The organism is Pseudomonas chlororaphis (assembly GCF_001921865.1).
GTDB classification, from domain to species: Bacteria; Pseudomonadota; Gammaproteobacteria; order Pseudomonadales; family Pseudomonadaceae; genus Aquipseudomonas; species Aquipseudomonas chlororaphis_D.
This window is the reverse complement of sequence record NZ_MSCT01000009.1, coordinates 41,522-59,626: the sequence shown is the minus strand read 5'-3', so window position 1 is coordinate 59,626 and position 18,105 is coordinate 41,522. Positions and strand designations below refer to the sequence as shown.

The following is an 18,105-nucleotide window of genomic DNA, read 5'->3' as shown; positions in this document are numbered from 1 at the left end:
AGTACATCCATGCTGGTCTTACGCCCAGTTGCCCCAGACGATCTGCCGGAGTTGCAACGGCTGGCCCGTGAAAGCCTGGTGGGAGTGACCTCCCTGCCCGACGATCGCCAGCACCTGCTGGACAAGATCCTCGACTCTTGCGCCTCCTTCGCCGCCAGCGTGCAGGCGCCGGGGCCGGAGAACTACTTTCTGGTCCTGCACGACCGCGAGCGCGGGCAACTGCGCGGCTGCTCGGAAATCCTCGCCATGGCCGGATTTTCCGCGCCGTTCTACAGCCTGCGCAACCGGCCCTTCGTCAGCAACTCGCGGGAATTGAACGTGCAGCACGGCGTGCCGACCCTGTCGCTGTGCCAGGACCTGAGCAACCACAGCCTGCTGCGCGGCTTCCATATCGACCCGGACCTGGTCGGCACGCCCCTCGCGGAGCTGCTCTCCCGGGCCCGCCTGCTGTTCATCGCCGCCCATGCGCAACGCTTCGCCGACACCAGCATCACCGAGATCGTCGGCTACAGCAGCGAAGACGGCCAGTCGCCGTTCTGGGACGCCCTGGGCAAACACTTCTTCGACCTGCCCTACGCCGAGGCCGAGCGCCTGTGCGGCCTGCAGAACCGCAACTTTCTCGCCGACCTGATGCCGCAGTACCCGATCTACATCCCGATGCTGCCGCAGGCGGCCCAGGACTGCATCGGCCAGGTCCATCCCCAGGGCCGCGAAGCGTTCGAGATCCTGCTGCGCGAGGGCTTCGAGGCCAACCACTACGTCGACCTGTTCGACGGCGGCCCGACCCTGTACGCCCGCCACAGCAACATTCGCTCGATCGGCCAGAGCCGAGTGGCCAACGCCTGCCCCGGCCAGCACAGCGGCCGTGGCCGCGCCTGGCTGGCGAGCAACGAACGGCTGGCGGGCTATCGGGCCATCCTGGTGCACCTGGACGAGGCGCCGGGGGACCTGGTGAACCTCGACGCCGATGCCTTCCAGGCCCTGGAACTGCAACCCGGCGACCCGGTACGGTTAGTCGCCCTATGAATATCGGACAGGTTGGCGTTCGCGGCCCGCGAAGGCCCGCAGAAGGAGCTGCATCATGATCGTTCGTCCGGTACGTGTGACCGACCTCCCCGCGCTGATGGCCCTGGCCCAGCGCGCGGGCCTGGGGCTGACCAGCCTGCCGGCCAACCAGGAGCGCCTCAGCCATCGGGTCCGCTGGGCCCAGCGGACCTTCGCCGAGCAGGTGGAGCGGGCCGACGCCGACTACCTGTTCGTCCTCGAGGACGAGGACCAGCAAGTCATCGGCATCAGCGCCCTGACCGGCGCCGTCGGCCTGCGCGAACCCTGGTACAGCTACCGGGTCGGCACCACCGTCAACTCGGCGCCGCACCTGGGCATCCAGCGGCAGATCCCGACGCTGTTCCTGAACAACGACATGACCGGCCAATCGGAGCTCTGCTCGCTGTTCCTGCGCCCCGACCAGCGCCGCGACAGCAACGGCCGGCTGCTGTCCCTGGCGCGCCTGCTGTTCGTCGCCGAATTCCCGCACCTGTTCGGCGACAAGCTGATTGCCGAACTGCGCGGCAAAGGCGACGAGAACGGCTGCTCGCCGTTCTGGAACAGCCTGGGCCGGCACTTCCTGCAAATGGATTTCGTCCAGGCCGACCACCTGTCCAGCCTCGGCCATAAACCCTTTATCGCCGAGCTGCTGCCGCGCCAGCCGCTGTACACCTGCCTGCTCAGCGCCGCAGCCCAGGCCGCGATCGGCCAGGCTCACGAAAACACCGAGGCGGCGCTGACCATCCTGCGCCAGGAAGGCTTTGCCCATCAGGACCACATCGACATCTTCGACGGTGGGCCGGTGCTCGAGGCCGATGTGGGGAAAGTCCGCGCGGTGCGCGAAAGCCAGGTCCTGCCCCTGCTGGTCGGCACCCCGGACGACGACGCGCCGAGCTGGCTGGTGCACAACCGCCGCCTGGAAAGCTGCCGCATCAGCTGCGTGCGCGCACGCTTGGTGTCCGGCTGCCTGCTGGTCGACCGCCTGAGCGCCAAACGCCTGCAACTGCAACCCGGCGACTCGGTACGCGCCGTACCGCTATTGGCCACCCAGGCCAAGGCGGCAGCAGCCTGACAGCCCCGACACCGCCCCTGTAGCCGCCGCCAAGCCCCGGCGCGGCGGCGTACGGGGACGCAGTCCTCGCCAAACCGGCTCACGCGCTTTACCAGGAAGAACGCGGCGCCCGGTGTTGCGACCGCTACGCGGCCGTACGCAGCCTCGCAGGCTCGGCAGCGGCTACAGGGTTCGCGCCGACCGGCAGGTCGCGCTTGGCTTTTGATCTACCCGCCCCGTTCCCAGAGGCCGAGCGCAGGTCTTGCGCAGGGGGCACCTCGGCAGGGATGCCGAGGTAGCCGCGCGGGGCCAGGGATGGCCCCTCGCGGCGGCCCCCGGAGCAAGACCGGAGCGAGGGCATGCCGAGCCTAGGCGAGGCACCGAATGGAGGGGCAAGAGCGTTTTGGTTACTTTTGCGCTCTATCAAAAGTGACCCGCCGTAAGGGCGGAACCCTAAGCCGCCACACCCGCAGCAACGGATATGTACACCATCCAAAAACTACAGCACCTGGACCCAAGCCATCGCGAGCAAGCCCCGCTCCTACAGGGCCAACACCGCCCCATGTTATTGACGAACGGTCGGCCGAATGTTCAGATGCCGCCCAGTTTCAGGTGCCCCCTGCCGCCGTGCACGGGGTGAAACGGGAAACCGGTGCGCCTTCCACAGGCAAGTCCGGTGCTGCCCCCGCAACGGTAAGCGAGTGACCTCTTCGAATCGCCACTGGGCCACGGCCTGGGAAGGCGAAGAGTTCCAGCCTCGCAAGCCCGGAGACCGGCCTGGAATCTCTGTATGGCAAACCTGCGGTGGGCGGGCATGGGCCGGTGCCTGCCTGTGCGCGGCACTTTCTCCTGCGTGCTTCTGCGAAGATCCTTTCGAGAAGACCAACGATGACTCAGATTCACCCCTGGCGTTCCCGGGCCCCGCGTCCCGCGCGGCTCAACACCTGCGGCGCCCTGCTCGGCTGCCTGTTCAGCCCGCTGCTGCTGGCCGAAGAAACGACCCTGACCCTCGACCAACAACTGGTTTCAGCGCCCTCGGTGGAATCCACCACGGTCGCCGAAATGGCTCGCTACGGCAGCAAGGTCGAAATCGTCAGCCGCGAACAGATCGAGCGCGCCGGGCCCAGCAGCGACATCACCCGCGTCCTGCAAATGTACGTGCCAGGCCTCTACGTCGCGCCGAAAAACGGCCCCTTCGACTACGGCACCTACTCGCTGCTGGGCGGGCGCAACGACGACACCCTGATCCTGCTCGACGGCGTGCGCCTGAACAACCGTCTCTACGGCGGGCTGTACCTGGACACCCTGCCGGCCAACGCCATCGAGCGCATCGAAGTGCTCAAGGGCGGCCAGAGCCTGCTGTTCGGCACCCAGGCGGTGGCCGGGGTGATCAACATTGTCACCCGCAGCCCACAGACCCGCGAAGCCTCGGGCGAGGTCAACCTGGGCCTGGACAGCTTCATGGGCCAGACCGGCGACGCCCGGGCGGAGAAGATCTTCAGCAACGGGTTCGGCGACCTGGGCCTGCTGGCCTATATCAGCCACAACGTGTCCGACGGCTACCAGCCGTATCGCAACAAAGACATGAACCCACGGGTCAGCGACAAGAAGCGCGGCTACGAAGTCACCACCTTCGGCGCCAAGGCGGTGCAGGCCTTCGCCGACGAATCGCGGCTGGAGCTGTTCTACCAGTACTCCGACGCCAACCTGGATTTCGCCCGCCCGCTGGACAACCGCAAGACCACCAACGACCGCGTGCAGCAGATCGCCACGGCGACCTTCGAGCAGCGCCTGAACGAGCGGCTGAGCTATTTCGTCAAAGGCCACGTCAACGACTGGGACACCCGCTATACGCGCATCGACAACACCGCCGACGGCGGCGGCGTCCGCGTGCGCAACCACAACGATTACTGGGGCTTCACCGACTGGGGCGTGCAGGCCGAGGGCAAGGCCGAATTGTCCGGCGGCCATGTGCTGGTATTCGGTTCCGACAACCAGTGGTTCAAGGGCCAGGACGACGTGCTGGTGATCGACAACAGCAAGGCCGAAGCCCACGCCCTCTATACCCAACTGCGTCCGGTGATCGACGCCCTGCCCGACTGGCACCCGAGCATCGGCATTCGTCACGAGAGCATGAGCGGCGGCGACAGCGCCACGGTGGGCATGCTCACCTCGCTCTACGACCTGAACGACCGCTGGCAGGTCCGCGGCCAATACGGCAGCGCCTACAAGCTGCCGAACGCCGAGCAGTTGTTCGTCAACGAGCCCGGCGACGAGCTGGGCAACCGCAACCTCAAGCCGGAAAAAAGCCGCAACGCCGAACTCGGCCTGGACTATCGCGGCGCCCTGCTGGACCGCGAGTTCAGCGCCAGCGTCACGGCCTTCCACCGGCGCATCGACGACCTGATCACCCTCGACGGCATCCAGTGGGTCAACGGCGACGGCGAGATCACCGTCAAGGGCTTCGAGGCCGACGGCAAATGGCAGTTCGACGAGCGCTGGAACCTCTCGGCGGACCTGACCCGCAACCTGGTGGAGTCGCGCAACGGCGTGACGGTGAACAATATCCCGAGCTTCTTCGCCCGCTCGCGCCTGGGCTTCGAGTCCACCGACCGCATGTGGGGCGCCGGCGGCGCGATCCGCTATATACGCGACGTGGTCAGTTCGAAGCAGATCGACTACGGCCATTACTCGGTGGTGGACGCCGACGCCTATCGTTACCTGGACCGCGCCCATCGGCACCGCCTGAGCCTGCTGCTGGAAAACCTCTTCGACCGCGACTACGCCACCAGCATGACCAGCACCAGCCCGCAGGTGGAAAACCTCGGCCGGCCGTTCACCAGCGAAGTGCGCTACACCTACCGCTTCTAAGGGGACGCGAGCATGCATGAGGAGTATCAGCGGGTATTGTTCGTCGGCCCCGGCCTGAACGGCGGCGCCCTCGGCGAGGCTTTTCGCCGCCAGCTGTGCAGCGCGCGCGGAGCCGGAGCGGCGGCGGACATCGTCGACACCCTGGAGGGCTTCGACGGCCTCTGGGCCTGCCTGCGCGCGCCGCTGCCCGACAGCGGCGCACGGGTACTGGTGGTGGACCTGGAGCCGACGTCCGACAGCGCCTACCTGGATTGGCTGCGCGACGAGCTGGGGCGCATCGCCCGCGAACATCCCCAGGCGCCGCGTTTGTGGGTCACCGCCTCGGCCCTCGGCCGCCGAGGCCTGGATGCGGCGCTGGCCTGCGCCAGCATCGCCCAGGTCGAGCGCCACCTGCCCTGCGACAACGTCAACGCAGTGGCCTCGGACCCGGACTGGTCGCGCGTCCCCGCCCATGCCCGGCAGCTGTTTCTGTGCACCGGCCCGCGTTGCGTGCGGCGCGGGGCCCTGCCACTGTGGAAAAGCCTGCGCCGCGAGCTGCTCAAGCACGACGCGATCGAGACGCCCGGTGGGGTCTTGCTGACGCGCACCGCCTGCCAGTTTCCCTGCAACCTGGGCCCGGTGCTGACGGTGTATCCGGAGGGTTGCTGGTATCGGCTCAGCGATGAAACCCAGGTGGTGCGCCTGGTGGAGGAGCATCTGCTGGCCGGGCAACCGGTCGCGGACCTGCTGATTCATGGGCCGGCGGGAGCAGGCCATGCAGGCTAAGCGCTGGATGGCCTGCTTGCTGGCCTGCTGGACGGTTTCGGCGTGGAGTGCCGAACGCTATGAGAACTGCGGCAAAGGCTGGTCCATCGCCGAACCGCCGCACCGCATCCTCGCCCTCAACCAGCACAGCGCCGACCTACTCCTGGCTCTGGGCGCCGGGTCGTCGCTGATCGGCGTGGCCTATATCGACGACGACGGCGCCCTCGAACAGGGACGCTATCGCGGGGTGCCGGTGATCTCGCGGCAATACCCGTCCAGCGAAATGCTTTACTCGCAGCGGGCCGACCTGGTGGTGGGCGGGTTCGGCTCGGCCTTTCGCGAACACCTGAGTTCGCGGCAAACCCTGGCCAGCCATGGCATCGCCAGTTACCTGCTGGAGTCGGGGTGCGACGGGCATTCGCTGGATTACTTCGGGCAGATCCGCCAGGACCTGAAGACCCTCGGCCAACTGCTGCGCCAACCGGCCAGGGCCGATGCGCTGATCGCGGCCATGGACGCCGACCTGGCGGCCGCCGCGGCGCTGCATCAAGGCGAACAACCGCTGTCGGTGTTTTACCTCGACAGCGAAGTCAACGGCCTCGACAGCGTCGGCAAGCGCGGCTTCGTCACGGCCCTGCTGAGCGCCGCCGGCGCCCGCAACAGCTTCGCCGACCACGACAGCGCGCGCCTGGTGATCGACAGCGAAACCCTGCTCAAGCACGACCCCGAGGTGATTCTGCTGGCCGACGCGGTCTGGTCCCCCGCCCGCCGCAAACGCCAGTTGCTGCGCAGCGACCCGGCCCTGTCGCAGCTGCGCGCCGTGCGCGAAAACCGCCTGATCGACATCCCCTTCACCCAACTGCTGCCCACCCTCGACAGCGGCCGGGTCGCGCTGGAACTGGCGCGACGGCTCAAGACCTTGCGCACGAGCCTGTAGCCGCTGCCAAGCCTGCCCACGTGCTTTACCAGGAAAAACGCAGCGCCTGGTTTTGCGACCGCTGCGTCGGAATGCCGCCCAAACCGTTCGCAGCCTCGCAAGCTCGGCAGCGGCTACAGGTTCAGCGCCGACCGGTAGGTCGCGCCAGCGCCGGCTTTTGATCTTGATCCACCCTGCCCCGTTCCCAGAGGCCGAACGCAGGGCTTGCGCAGGGGGCACCTCGGCAGGGATGCCGAGGTAGCCGCGCGGGGCCAGGGATGGCCCCTCGCGGCGGCCCCCGGAGCAAGACCGGAGCGAGGGCATGCCGAGCCCTAGCGAGGCACCGAATGGAGGGGCAAAGGCCTTTGGTTACTTTGGGCCTTTCCAAAGTGACCCGCCGTAAGGGCGGAACCCTAAGCTGCCATAACCGCTGCAACGGATATGTACACAATCCAAAAACTACAGCGCCTGGACCCAAACCATCGCGGGCAAGCCTCGCGCCTACAGGTACGTGTGTTTTGGTAGGAGCGAGGCTTGCCCGCGAAAGGTCGCAAGACAGCGCGCGATTGCCGGTTGGGCATTCGCGCGGGTCATCATTGCTTGGCCGACAGCTCCATGAGCATCCGCGCCAGCAGATAGATCCGCGGCGCCACGCTGTCGACCTCGGCGTATTCCTCCGGCGTATGGATATTGCCGCCGACGATGCCGAAGCCGTCCAGGGTCGGGGTGCCGACGCCGGCCGACAGGCTGGAGTCCGCCGCGCCGCCGCTGCCTTCGATGGTCAGCTTGCGCCCCAGCTCGCCGTAGATGCCCTGGGCCATGGCCACCAGCGCGTCGGACTTCTCGGTCCGCGGCATCGGCGGCAAGCCGCGTTGCAGGCTGGTCTTGACCTCGGTGTCGGCGATCAGCTTGTTGGCCGAGACCCGCGCCAGGTCCTTTTCGATGCGGTCGAACTCCTCCGGCACCGCCGCCCGCACATCGGCCTTGGCCAGGGCCTGGTCGGGGATCACGTTGGTGCGGTCGCCGGCCTTGAGCACGGTGAAGTTGATGGTGGTTTTCTTCTCTTCGTCGCCCAGCTTGCCCAGTTGTAGAACCTGGTGCGCGACCTCCATCGCCGCGTTGCGCCCCAGCTCCGGCGCCACGCCGGCGTGGGCGGCCTTGCCCTTGACCTCCACCAGCGCCGTGGCGCTGCCCTTGCGCCAGACCACCAGGCCGTCGGCCGGGCGCCCCGGTTCCAGGTTGAGGGTCACGTCGTGGGCCTTGGCGGTGTTCTTGATCAGCTCGGTGGCGATCTGCGAGCCGGTTTCCTCGCTGGCGTCGAGCAGGAAGGTGATCTGCGCGTAGTCCTTGAACTTGAGGTTATCCAGGACCTTCAGCGCGTAGATCCCGGCGACGATGCCGCCCTTGTCGTCCATCACCCCGGGGCCGTAGGCGCGACCGTCCTGGATACGGAACGGCCGCTCGGCCGCGGTGCCTTCCTTGAACACCGTGTCCATGTGCGCCATCAGCAGGATCCTGGCCTTGCCGGTGCCCTTGAGGGTGGCCAGCACATGGCTGCCGCCGGCGCTGCCGTTGGGGACTTTCTCGATGCTGGCGCCGAGCTTTTGTAGCTCGGCGACGGCGATGTCGCTCACCTGGTCCAGCCCTGCCCCATAGCCGGAACCGGAGTCGATATTCACCAGGCGCTCCAGCAGTTTCAGGGCGTCGTCCTGGTAGCGTTGGGCATCGTTGTGGACTTGCGGATGAGGCGCGGCGATGGCCTGGGAGGCCAGCAGGGCAAGGGCGAGGGTCAGGCCGATACGGGCGGCCAGTAACGAGCGAGGCGGTGTCTGCGTCATGAATCGATCCTTGTTTCGTGTCGGAAGGGCTCGCCCACCCTACCTGACAACTGAGCGCCCCTCCATGCTGGCGCAATGCTGCGCGGCGGGCGTCAAGACGGGCTCAGCTGGACCTTCGGCGAGCGGTCGCCGCGGCGGTAGCTGACCTTGTTGCGGCCGGTGGTTTTCGCCTCGTACAGGGCCTGGTCGGCGTCGTTCAGCCAGTCCAGGACATCGCCGTGCTCCGGGGAATAGGTCGCCAGGCCGATGCTCAGGCTGACCTGCAAGGCCGGGCTCTGTTCGTAGCCCAGGCCGCCGAAACGGCAGCGCAGGGAGTCCATCAGTTCGACGGCGTGCTCCAACGGTACGCCCGGTAGGATCAGGCAGAATTCGTCGCCGCCATAACGCCCGGCCTGATCGCTCATCCGCAGGTTCTGCTTGAGCAGTTTGCTCAGCCGGCGCAGCACGATGTCGCCGGCCACATGCCCATAGGTGTCGTTGATGGCCTTGAAGTGGTCGATGTCGATCAACGCGATGGCGGCGCCGCGATGCTCGCGCCTGCAACGCTGGAACTCGATGTCCAGCTGGTCCTTCCAGGCGCCGTGATTGAGCAGGCCGGACAGGCTGTCGGTGCGGCTCAGGGCCAGCAGTTCGCGCTTGTGCCGGCCCAGGACAGTGGCCTGCTGGTAGCAGATATAGCCCAGGGCCAGCGGGTACAGGGTCAGCATCGGCAGGCAGGCATAGAGTTGCAGCGCGCTGGTCTGGGGCACGAAGCCTGCGCCGAACAGCGGCAGCGCGATGACGATCCCCAGCGCTTGCGCCAGGCAACCGGCGAGAAAGAATGGCACACCGCCCAGGGCGATATTGTTCATCGCCATCAGCGACAGGGTGGTAGCGGTAGGCAGCGGATTGAAGTGCATGGCCGCGACCCAGAAACCGCCGAGAAAGGCGTCCACCAGCAGGTTGCGATGCTCGGCGCGAAACGGCACCGCCGAGCGGCGGGCCCACTGGAAGGCCAGGTGCGGCCAGATAAAGGCGTTGAACAGCATGAAGGCCCAGACCCAGGGCGGCGGATGCAGCGGGTACATGCCCGCCGCCACGCAGAAGAACCCCAGGGCCAGGCCCAGGATTCGCGATGTGTACAGCCTCCTGGCCAGTGAAAGTCCCTTGCCTGCGTGCCGCTGCGTCAGGGCCAAGTCGCCTCCGTTAAACCGTACGCAAGCTATCGAATACGATCGTGCCCCGAAGTCTATCAGCGCACCGTCAAATAGCCATCACCGCTCAGCCGCCCGGAAACCGTTGCGTGGCAGGGGGCGACGAACGTTCCGCCTGCATTCATTTGCAGAATGAAGTCCGGAAGAAACTTCGTTTGTCAGCACCCCCGGCGCCGACCAGAATCAGCCCCAGCCAACGCCGCTAGCGTCTTTGCCTCACTCCATTCATCTCACTACGCCGGGAATCCCTGTTTATGAGCCAGCAGAGCTTCGTCAGCCCAGACCTGATCCGCCAACGTTTTTCACGGGCGATGTCGGACATGTACCGCGAAGAGGTGCCGCTGTACGGCGCCCTGATGGAGCTGGTGGCCGAGGTCAATGCCGGGGTCCTGGGCAGCGACGAGCACCTGGCCCGGCAACTGCGCAGCACTGGCGAGATCGAGCGCCTGGACCTGGAACGCCATGGCGCCATCCGGGTCGGCACCGCCACCGAGCTGGCGACCCTGGGCCGGCTGTTCGCGGTGATGGGCATGCAGCCAGTGGGTTACTACGACCTCACCCCGGCCGGGGTGCCGGTGCATTCCACGGCGTTTCGCGCGGTGCACGAAAGCGCCCTGCAAATCAGCCCGTTCCGGGTCTTCACCTCGCTGCTGCGCCTGGAGCTGATCGATCATCCATCCCTGCGTGAGTTCGCCGAAACGCTGCTGGCCCGCCGCGCGATCTTCACCCCGAGAGCCCTGGCCCTGATCGAGCAGGCCGAGGCCCAGGGCGGCCTCGACCACCGCGCCGCCGACGAATTCGTCGAGCAGGCTCTGGAAACCTTCCGCTGGCACCACAGCGCCACGGTCACCGCCGCCCAGTACCGGCAATTGAGCGCCCAGCACCGGCTGATCGCCGACGTGGTGGCGTTCAAGGGGCCGCACATCAACCACCTGACGCCGCGCACCCTGGACATCGACCAGGTGCAGGAACGAATGCCCGCCCATGGCATCACGCCCAAGGCGGTGATCGAAGGCCCGCCCCGCCGCGACTGCCCGATCCTGTTGCGCCAGACCAGCTTCAAGGCGCTGGAGGAAGCGGTGTCCTTCACCGACCAGCCCGACGGCAGCGGCAGCCACAGCGCGCGCTTCGGCGAGATCGAACAGCGTGGCGCGGCCCTCACCCCCAAAGGCCGCGCGCTCTACGACCAGTTGCTGAATGCCGCCCGCGACGCGCTGGGGGATTTCCCCAGCGAAGCCAACGCCCAGGCGTACAACGCCTTGATGGCCGAACACTTCCGCGCCTTTCCCGATAACCACCAGGCGATGCGCGAACAGGACCTGGCGTATTTCCGCTACTTCGTCAGCGACCAGGGCCTGGCCGCGCGCCAGCAGGCGGATCGACCGACCCGCCTGGAAGAGCTGATCCGCGCCGGGCATGTGCGGGCCGAGCCGCTGGTGTACGAGGATTTCCTGCCGGTCAGCGCCGCCGGGATTTTCCAGTCCAACCTGGGCGACGACGCGCAAAGCCATTACGCCGGCCACTCCAACCGGCGGGCGTTCGAGCAGGCCCTGGGGCGCTCGACCATCGACGAATTGCAGCTGTACGCCGACACCCAGCAGCGTTCGCTGCAGGAATGCGCCGCGGCGCTGGGCCTGCCGGCGCTCTGATTTCATCTCCTCCAGCATCAGCCAAAAACGGCTGATGCCGGCCCTTTCCTGCCCCTTTCGCCCGACAATCGCCACAGGGTGTTTCCACACCCGCGATTGACAACATAGCGATACGAAACAGCCCGCCGCGTCCACTCCCCTCCTGCTTATCTGTCATCGATGCCTTCACGCCGTCAGTCGCCTGGAGGCTATTACATCTTCCCTTATTGTCTCTTAATGGATACAGTCACTCATGGATTACGAGATCCTGCAGACGACCGTCTTTGCCCGATGGCACACCACGCTACGGGACCTGCGCGCCAGAATTGCCATCGCCCGGCGTATCGAGCGGGCTTCGGCGGGCAACCTGGGCGATGTGAAAAACCTTGGCGGCGGTCTCTCACAAATGCGCGTGGACACGGGGCCCGGCTACCGCGTCTATTTCACGGTTCGCGGTCGCACCCTCATCGTCCTGCTGTTGGGCGGCGACAAGTCCACCCAACCTGCCGATATCGACCAGGCCCGCGTCCTGGCCAAGGAGTTTTGAAGATGTCCAACACCCTGCTTCCCTTCGACATCGCCACCCTGCTCGACAGCGACCAGGCGATCAGCGAATACCTGTCCCAGGTCCTGGCCGACGGCGATACCGACGAACTGATACGCGCCCTGGGCCATGTCGCCCGGGCCCGGGGCATGACGCAGATCGCCAAGGCCACCGGCCAGGGCCGGGCCAGCCTCTACAAGGCCTTCGCCCCGGGCGCCAAGCCGCGCTTCGATACGGTGGTCAAGGTCATGCGCGCGCTGGGCCTGCAGCTGTGCGCCACTGTGCCCAGAAGCTGAAAGCGGCTGTCGACAATCCACGGCACGGCCGGAACGGGGCAAGCAGAAACGCAGGGGGTTTATCGGACAGTTTGTCGCGGGCGCAAAGGCCCTGGCAGCCGTTCGACACAGGCATCGAGCCGATGCGGATAGCCTGGGCGAAGATGCGGGGGGAATGCTGAAAACAGGGGGGAAGCCCCGAAGAGGGTGTTCGCCCAGTGCTCTGGCCTGGCAATCCATGCACCGGTAAAGAGCCCTTGCACCGGGCGAACGGTAACCATTTTAATCGAACATCAAAAGAAAGTCCGTGCACATATTCTGAAGAATTCTGAACACAAAACAGGCGGTAAATTTTTCATTTCGCTCACTTTCGTTCAACTCCTCCATGGACTTTCCCGGGTCCGGGGCGCCGACCGCCACAACGGCCGGCGCCCTGGCGCCATCAGCTTTCGTGCTGGGTAGTCACTTGCAACACATCGGTATAGGTCACCACCACGCTCTGGCCGACCTTGAGGTCTTTCAGGCGAGCCTGGACTTCCGGTTTCTCCACGGCCAGGACTTTCTTGTTGCCGGCCGGACCCTGGAAGGTCAGTTGGTTTTTCTTCAGGTCGATGTCAGTGATCTTCAGTTGCACCTGCACCTGGCGATAGGCTTCGCCGCCCGGGTTGGGGTTGTCCGCGGTGGCGCGAATCACCCCGGTGCGCTCGCCGGAATCCGGCGGCGCCTTGCTCACGTCGGTGTCCAGCACGGCTACCACGGCATGGGTCACCCGCACATTCACCGCATCCCCGACTTTCAGGTGGCCCAGGTCCTTGGCCTGGTCACTGAGTTGTATGTGCACCGGTTTGCCCCCGGCGCCTTCGAGCACCACCTGATGCTTGGCCGCATCCACCGCCAGGACCTTGGTCACCAGTTCGTCGGCTTCCACGGTGCCGGACAACGGGATGTCGGCGGCGTGGGCAGTGAGGGTACCAGCGGACAGCAGCGTGGCCATGGCAATGGCTTTGGTCAGCGTGTGCAGCGACGTCATAAGTCTCATCCTTGTGATTGAAAACAGAATCCGCGCCCATCGGGTGCGCGGTGCCGATTGAGCATAGACGCCAGCCGCGCTCGCCGCCGATTTATCCCGCGCGCCTCAGTAGCCGGTCATTTCCAGATAACCGCTGCCGGCATGGCTGCCGCTCAATTGCACCGGCCCTTCCCAATAAGGAATGCGCAGGTTCATCCAGGCCTTGGGGTTGAGCGCCTCGGCAGTGATATCCAGACCCCGCTCGGGAATGCGCAAACGCCAGCGCGTCGGCAGCGTGCGCCCCGCCACCTGGGCGTCTTGCAGTGGGGTGAGCTGGATAGCGTCCTTGTGCAGGGTCTGCGTGCGGCCGTCGGGCTCGATCCAGGTGCCGGTGATGTAAGCCGGCTTGTCGGTTTCCCGCACGCGGAACAGCATCAGCCGCTCGCCGCTGTCCAGGTGCAGGGAGAACCAGTCCCAACCGCTCTGCCCGGCCGCCAGCGGCTGGCTGCTCCACTCGCGGTCGAGCCAGGCCGGGCCGCTAACCTCATAGGTCTGGCCGTCGATCTGCAAACGGCCCGCCGCCTGGAAAAATGGCTGGCTGTAGTAATAGGACGCCTGGCCCTGCTCGGACTTGCGGCTATAACCGCCCTCGCCTTGCAGCACCAGCGGCCGGTCGCTGCGCAGTTGCAAGCGATAGGCGAAACCCGGGCCGCTGGCCTGCAACTGCATCTGCGCCAGAGGGTCGGCCGTGGGCGACAGGCTGGTCAGGCTCCAGTCGTCGATCCAGGCCTGGAATGGCTGCGCGTTCACGCCCGCCTGCCCCACCCCGCCACGGGCGTAACGTTCTGCAGCGTGATGGGCTGTGGCCGAGGTCGCGGCGGCGTGGCCCAGCCAGACGTTCGGCGCCTGCCAGCCGGACCGGTCGGGCTCGGCGCGCAAGGCGCTGCGAAACAGCGTCCACTGCACGCCGAAACGCTGGCCGTCGCGGGCCTTGAGGTCGGCGGTGAGGTACCACCACTCGATGCGGAAACCGTCGTGGGCGCCATGGTCGGCGGGGAAGCTGAACACCCGGCCCGGCAGCACCTGGGTAAACGCCGCGGCGTCCGTGCCCAGGCCGGCGAAACCTTGCGGCGCTTCGTCGGGCTTATCGCAGCCGTACAGGGCCAGCACCAGCAACAAGCCAAGCAGCCGATCAATCTTCATGGGCAAAGGTCCTGAGCAAATCCGCCGGCTGGCTGCGATACAAGCGCAGCAACGGCCAGGCCGATGCCAGCAAGGTGGCCAGCACCGCCAGGGCCAGCAGTTGCAGCAGCTGCAACGGGAACACCCGCAACGGCAGGCGCCAGCCGAAGGCCTGGACGTTGATCACCGTGTCCAGGCACCAGGCCAGGGCGATGCCCAGCGGCAAGGCCAGGATCAAGGTCAGCAGCGCCAGCAGCCAGGTCTGCCCGAGGTTGAGCAGCATCAGCTGGCGCCGGCTCACCCCCAGCGCCCACAGCGGCGCGAGCTGGCCGAGGCGGCTCTGGCTCTGGGTCAGCAGGCTGATAAACAACGCCACGCCGGCCACGCCGAGGGTCAGGCTGTTGAGCACGGCGGTGGCAGCGAAGGTGCGCTCGAAGACCTGGCTGGACCAGCCCTTGAGCTGGGCCTGCTCGACGATACGGCTGTCGTCGAGGGCAAAGCGCTGCTGCAAGGCACTGACCAACGGCGCCACGGCGGACGGCTCGATGCGCAGGTTGAAACGGTTGGGCGCCAGCTGCGGCCAGTGCGCCAGCAGGTGCTCGGCACTCACCAGCAGATGGCCCCTTGGGTTGCCGTAGTCGGCGTAGATCGCCACGACTCGCGGCGCCCACTGCCCCACCGGCACCGGAATACTCAAGCGATCCCCCAGCCGCACCTTGAGCCGGCGCGCCGTCTGCTCGCTGAGCATCAGGGTGTCGGCGCCGGCCAGTTGGGTCCAGGGTTGCTCCCCCAGGGTTTCGAGCAACGGCCAGTGCTGGCGGTAGCTGGCATGGTCGATGATGCCGTACAGATCCGCCGGCCAGCCTTGCAGTTGCAACGCCACCTGCCAACCGGGTAATACCGCGGTAACAGCCGGCTGCTCGGGCAGCCAGCGTTGCAGCTCCCGCGCCTGCGCCGGGGTCTGCGGGTTGACGTAGAGCTCGGCGCTCAGGCGTTGCTCCAGCCAGTCGCCGAAGGTCTGGCGAAAACCGGCGGTCATGCTCCCCGCGCCGATATTCGCCGCCAGCGCCAAGAGCAGCGCCATCAACGCCAGGCTCAAGGCCGGCAACTGCTGCCGGCAATCGGCGACGAACCACTGCCCGAGCACCGAACGGCTGCGCCCGAGCAAAACGCCGAGCAGCCCATTGAGCAACACCGGCAAGCCCAGGGCCGCGCCCAGCAGCAAACCGGCCATCAGCACAAAACCGCTGGCTAGGCTGTCGCCCCAGATCCAGGCCGCCACGGCCAACAGCGCCAAGGCACTCGCGACCCAGGCCTGACGTCGCAACCACCGTGCATACGCCTGATGCCAGGCCTGGGCAGCGGCCAGCGCCAGCAGCGGCAAGCGTGCTGCCCGCAGCAAACTGTTGGCCCCCGCCAGCAAGGCGCCCAGCAAGCCCAGGCCAATGCCGCTCAACCACCACCCGGGGCTCAGGCTCAATTGCCCCGCCACCTCGGCGCCATACAAGCCGCGCAAGCTGGCGGCGACATCCGGCAGCAGCACGCTGGCCAGCAGGTAACCGCTGAGCACCCCGGCCACACCGCCGAGCAAAGCCAAAGCCCCCAGCTCGACACCCAGGCAGGCGATCAACATCCGCGCGCTAATCCCGCAGGCACGCAAGGTCCGCAGCAACCCGCGCCGCTGCTCCAGGGCCAGACCGATAGCGGCATGCACGATAAACAGACCGACCAGGAACGACAGAAAACCCAGGGCATCGAGGTTCAGGTGAAAGCTCTCGGTCAGGCGCGCCAGATCGTTCTCTTCGCCGCCGCGCTTGAGCACCAGCAGGCCCTTGAACTCATCGGGCAAGGCCGGCGCGCTGGCGGCGAAATCCGCCGGCAACAGCAGGCGCGACAGCTGCTGCGGCAAGCCCAGCAAGGGCTGGGCGAAACCGATATCCATCAGCAGCAGCCCCGGCGCCATATCGCTCTGGACGTGCAGCGGCGGCAACTGCTGGCCGCCCGCGGTCATCGGCCGATCGCCTTCGCGATAGCCGAGGGCTTCCAGGGTCTGCGGGGCGATCCAGGTGCTGCCCGGCGGGCTGACGAACTCGACCATACGCTCGCTATTCAACACCTGCCCCGCCACCGCCGCACCGGCCGGCAACGACAACGGCTCGATCCCCAGCAATTGCAAACGCTGCTGTTCATGCCCCTTGAGCATCACCCGGCCCTGCACCGCCGGCGACACCGGCCAGCCGGCCCGACGCAGGCCGACAAACACGTCCTGGGAAAACGCCGCGCCATTGGCCGTGGCCAGGCTGGCCTGGGGCGCGCCGCCGATCAACTGACTGGCCTTGGCGTAACTGTCTCGCGCCTGACTGTTGAGCGCCTGCACCCCAGTCAACAGGCTGGTGGCCAGCCACAACCCGGTCAGCACACTGAAAAACTGTACCGGGTGCCGCCGCCAATGGCTGAGCAGCGCCCGCAGGCCATGCCAGAAAACCCGCACCTCAGCCCCCGTCCGCGCCAGCCAGACGCCCACCGTGCAACAACGCAATCCGCCCCAGGCGGCTGGCCACCCGCTGGCTGTGCGTGACCATCAACAGACTCGTAGGCGTTTCCGCCAGCAGCTCCAACAACAACTGCAACACCTCATCGCTGGTAGCTTCATCGAGGCTGCCCGTAGGCTCATCCGCCAACAACAACCGCGGCTTCGCCGCCAACGCCCGCCCCAGCGCCACCCGCTGCTGCTGACCGCCAGACAACTGCTCCGGATAACGCCGCAACAACTCCCCCAGCCCCAACCGCTCCACCAACTGCGCCTGCCAGCGCGAATCAAAACGCCCCGCCAGCTTCGCCTGGAACCCCAGGTTGTCCTCCACCCGCAGGCTGCCGATCAGATTGAACTGCTGGAACACCAACCCCACCTCAGTCCGCCGCCAATTGGCCAACTGATGCTCGCTCATCCGCTCCAACTGCTGCCCACCAATACAAATACTGCCGCGATCGACCTTGTCCAACCCGGCGATCAAATGCAGCAAGGTACTCTTGCCACTGCCCGACTCCCCCATCAACGCCAGGCTGGAGCCCTGCTCCAGATGCAGGTCGACGCCCTGCAATACCGGCAGCGGGCCTTGGGGGGTGGGGTAGGTTTTGAAGATGCCTTGTGCTTGGAGCATGGGCGGGGGTTTCCAGCTGGAGATGGGGGGCAAGGATAGTGTGGGTTGCAGAGGGGGCGGCTGGAAGCTTTGAGGCAACAAGACCGCCTCTGAATAACCCGATCTTAGCGCTGTGAGGTACTGGAGGTCATGATCAAGCTGGCGGCCGCCGGTCTGTACCCCCCTGGCAATCCGCCTGGAATACGTCCCGTAGCCGCTGCCGAGCCTGCGTACGGCTGCGAAGCAGTCGCAAAACCAGGCTCTACGTTACCCCTGATAAACCGTGTGGGCAGGTTTGGCGAGTCCTTCGGCCTCGTACGCAGCCTCGCAGGCTCGGCAGCGGCTACAGGAACCGCATCCAGCTTCAGGCCGGCCGGTAGGCCGCCGTCTGGCTTTTGATTTTGATCTCAGCGCCCCGTTAACCACGATGGCCGAACGCAGGCATTGAGCCGTGGGCAACCCGGCAGGACGCCGGGTTAGCCGCACGGGGCCAGGGATGGCCCCTTGCGGCGGCCCACGGATCAATGCCGGAGAGAGGGCATGCCGAGCCTAGGCGAGGCACCGAGTGGAGGGGCAAGAGCGTTTTGGTTACTTTGGCGCTTTTCCAAAGTGACCCGCTGTAAGAGCGGAACCATAAGCTGCCGTGACCGCAGAAATGGATATGTACCCC

14 protein-coding genes and 1 riboswitch are annotated in these 18,105 nt (G+C 66.5%); of the genes, 8 read left to right on the top strand and 6 right to left on the bottom strand.

Annotated features, from left to right (window positions below; all coding sequences use genetic code 11):
- Positions 1–9 precede the first annotated feature (9 nt).
- The 5 genes from BTN82_RS10310 to BTN82_RS10285 all read left to right on the top strand — a co-directional run bounded on the left by BTN82_RS10310 (position 10) and on the right by BTN82_RS10285 (position 6,647).
- Positions 10–1,026 (top strand): arginine N-succinyltransferase, encoded by a 1,017-nt coding sequence (locus tag BTN82_RS10310; protein WP_075119019.1) that lies wholly within the window; start codon positions 10–12, stop codon positions 1,024–1,026.
- A gap of 55 nt (positions 1,027–1,081) precedes the next feature.
- Positions 1,082–2,116: an arginine N-succinyltransferase gene (astA, locus tag BTN82_RS10305; RefSeq protein ID WP_075119018.1), complete on the top strand. Its 1,035-nt coding sequence runs from the start codon at positions 1,082–1,084 to the stop codon at positions 2,114–2,116.
- Positions 2,117–2,688: 572 nt separating this feature from the next.
- Positions 2,689–2,891: riboswitch (cobalamin riboswitch) on the top strand.
- 92 nt (positions 2,892–2,983) lie between these two features.
- Entirely contained in the window at positions 2,984–4,966 is a 1,983-nt protein-coding gene (locus BTN82_RS10295) for a TonB-dependent receptor plug domain-containing protein (RefSeq protein WP_081375439.1), read from the top strand.
- A 12-nt stretch (positions 4,967–4,978) separates the two neighbouring features.
- Entirely contained in the window at positions 4,979–5,731 is a 753-nt protein-coding gene (locus BTN82_RS10290) for a (2Fe-2S) ferredoxin domain-containing protein (protein WP_075119017.1), read from the top strand.
- Entirely contained in the window at positions 5,721–6,647 is a 927-nt protein-coding gene (locus tag BTN82_RS10285) for an ABC transporter substrate-binding protein (protein WP_075119016.1), read from the top strand. Before BTN82_RS10290 ends, BTN82_RS10285 begins: the two co-directional genes overlap by 11 nt.
- Positions 6,648–7,219: 572 nt before the next feature.
- Here BTN82_RS10285 and BTN82_RS10275 read toward each other — a convergent pair.
- Positions 7,220–8,464, bottom strand: coding sequence for a M20/M25/M40 family metallo-hydrolase (locus tag BTN82_RS10275; RefSeq protein ID WP_075119015.1), 1,245 nt, complete (start codon positions 8,462–8,464; stop codon positions 7,220–7,222).
- Positions 8,465–8,556: 92 nt separating this feature from the next.
- The gene (locus BTN82_RS10270) at positions 8,557–9,669 is read right to left on the bottom strand and encodes a diguanylate cyclase (protein WP_075119014.1); all 1,113 of its coding nucleotides are present in this window, start codon (positions 9,667–9,669) and stop codon (positions 8,557–8,559) included.
- 242 nt (positions 9,670–9,911) lie between these two features.
- Between BTN82_RS10270 and BTN82_RS10265 the strand changes: the two genes are divergently transcribed.
- From BTN82_RS10265 to BTN82_RS10255, 3 genes are all read left to right on the top strand, one after another.
- Positions 9,912–11,306, top strand: a complete 1,395-nt coding sequence (locus BTN82_RS10265; protein WP_075119013.1) for a VOC family protein — start codon at positions 9,912–9,914, stop codon at positions 11,304–11,306.
- Positions 11,307–11,538: 232 nt separating this feature from the next.
- Positions 11,539–11,832: a type II toxin-antitoxin system RelE/ParE family toxin gene (locus tag BTN82_RS10260; protein ID WP_075119012.1), complete on the top strand. Its 294-nt coding sequence runs from the start codon at positions 11,539–11,541 to the stop codon at positions 11,830–11,832.
- 2 nt (positions 11,833–11,834) lie between these two features.
- Positions 11,835–12,125 carry an addiction module antidote protein gene (locus tag BTN82_RS10255; RefSeq protein ID WP_075119011.1) on the top strand — a complete coding sequence of 97 codons (291 nt, stop codon included), beginning with the start codon at positions 11,835–11,837 and terminating at the stop codon, positions 12,123–12,125.
- A 421-nt stretch (positions 12,126–12,546) separates the two neighbouring features.
- Here BTN82_RS10255 and BTN82_RS10250 read toward each other — a convergent pair whose 3' ends face one another.
- From BTN82_RS10250 to BTN82_RS10235, 4 genes are all read right to left on the bottom strand, one after another.
- The gene (locus tag BTN82_RS10250) at positions 12,547–13,134 is read right to left on the bottom strand and encodes a hypothetical protein (protein WP_075119010.1); all 588 of its coding nucleotides are present in this window, start codon (positions 13,132–13,134) and stop codon (positions 12,547–12,549) included.
- A 105-nt stretch (positions 13,135–13,239) separates the two neighbouring features.
- Complete coding sequence (locus BTN82_RS10245) at positions 13,240–14,316, bottom strand: lipocalin-like domain-containing protein (RefSeq protein WP_075119009.1); 1,077 nt, start codon at positions 14,314–14,316, stop codon at positions 13,240–13,242.
- Positions 14,306–16,819 (bottom strand): FtsX-like permease family protein, encoded by a 2,514-nt coding sequence (locus tag BTN82_RS10240; RefSeq protein ID WP_410002798.1) that lies wholly within the window; start codon positions 16,817–16,819, stop codon positions 14,306–14,308. Before BTN82_RS10240 ends, BTN82_RS10245 begins: the two co-directional genes overlap by 11 nt.
- On the bottom strand, positions 16,788–17,456 hold the full coding sequence (locus BTN82_RS10235; RefSeq protein ID WP_075119008.1) for an ABC transporter ATP-binding protein: 669 nt from the start codon (positions 17,454–17,456) through the stop codon (positions 16,788–16,790). The genes BTN82_RS10240 and BTN82_RS10235 overlap by 32 nt, the downstream gene beginning before the upstream one ends.
- Positions 17,457–18,105 lie beyond the last annotated feature (649 nt).

What these genes read in the sequence shown, in the direction of transcription:
- BTN82_RS10310 (WP_075119019.1), top strand. Translation starts at nt 10, where the DNA reads ATGCTGGTCTTACGCCCAGTTGCCCCAGACGATCTGCCGGAGTTGCAA.
- astA (WP_075119018.1), top strand. Translation starts at nt 1,082, where the DNA reads ATGATCGTTCGTCCGGTACGTGTGACCGACCTCCCCGCGCTGATGGCC.
- BTN82_RS10295 (WP_081375439.1), top strand. Translation starts at nt 2,984, where the DNA reads ATGACTCAGATTCACCCCTGGCGTTCCCGGGCCCCGCGTCCCGCGCGG.
- BTN82_RS10290 (WP_075119017.1), top strand. Translation starts at nt 4,979, where the DNA reads ATGCATGAGGAGTATCAGCGGGTATTGTTCGTCGGCCCCGGCCTGAAC.
- BTN82_RS10285 (WP_075119016.1), top strand. Translation starts at nt 5,721, where the DNA reads ATGCAGGCTAAGCGCTGGATGGCCTGCTTGCTGGCCTGCTGGACGGTT.
- BTN82_RS10275 (WP_075119015.1), bottom strand. Translation starts at nt 8,464, where the DNA reads ATGACGCAGACACCGCCTCGCTCGTTACTGGCCGCCCGTATCGGCCTG.
- BTN82_RS10265 (WP_075119013.1), top strand. Translation starts at nt 9,912, where the DNA reads ATGAGCCAGCAGAGCTTCGTCAGCCCAGACCTGATCCGCCAACGTTTT.
- BTN82_RS10260 (WP_075119012.1), top strand. Translation starts at nt 11,539, where the DNA reads ATGGATTACGAGATCCTGCAGACGACCGTCTTTGCCCGATGGCACACC.
- BTN82_RS10255 (WP_075119011.1), top strand. Translation starts at nt 11,835, where the DNA reads ATGTCCAACACCCTGCTTCCCTTCGACATCGCCACCCTGCTCGACAGC.
- BTN82_RS10250 (WP_075119010.1), bottom strand. Translation starts at nt 13,134, where the DNA reads ATGACGTCGCTGCACACGCTGACCAAAGCCATTGCCATGGCCACGCTG.
- BTN82_RS10245 (WP_075119009.1), bottom strand. Translation starts at nt 14,316, where the DNA reads ATGAAGATTGATCGGCTGCTTGGCTTGTTGCTGGTGCTGGCCCTGTAC.
- BTN82_RS10235 (WP_075119008.1), bottom strand. Translation starts at nt 17,456, where the DNA reads ATGCTCCAAGCACAAGGCATCTTCAAAACCTACCCCACCCCCCAAGGC.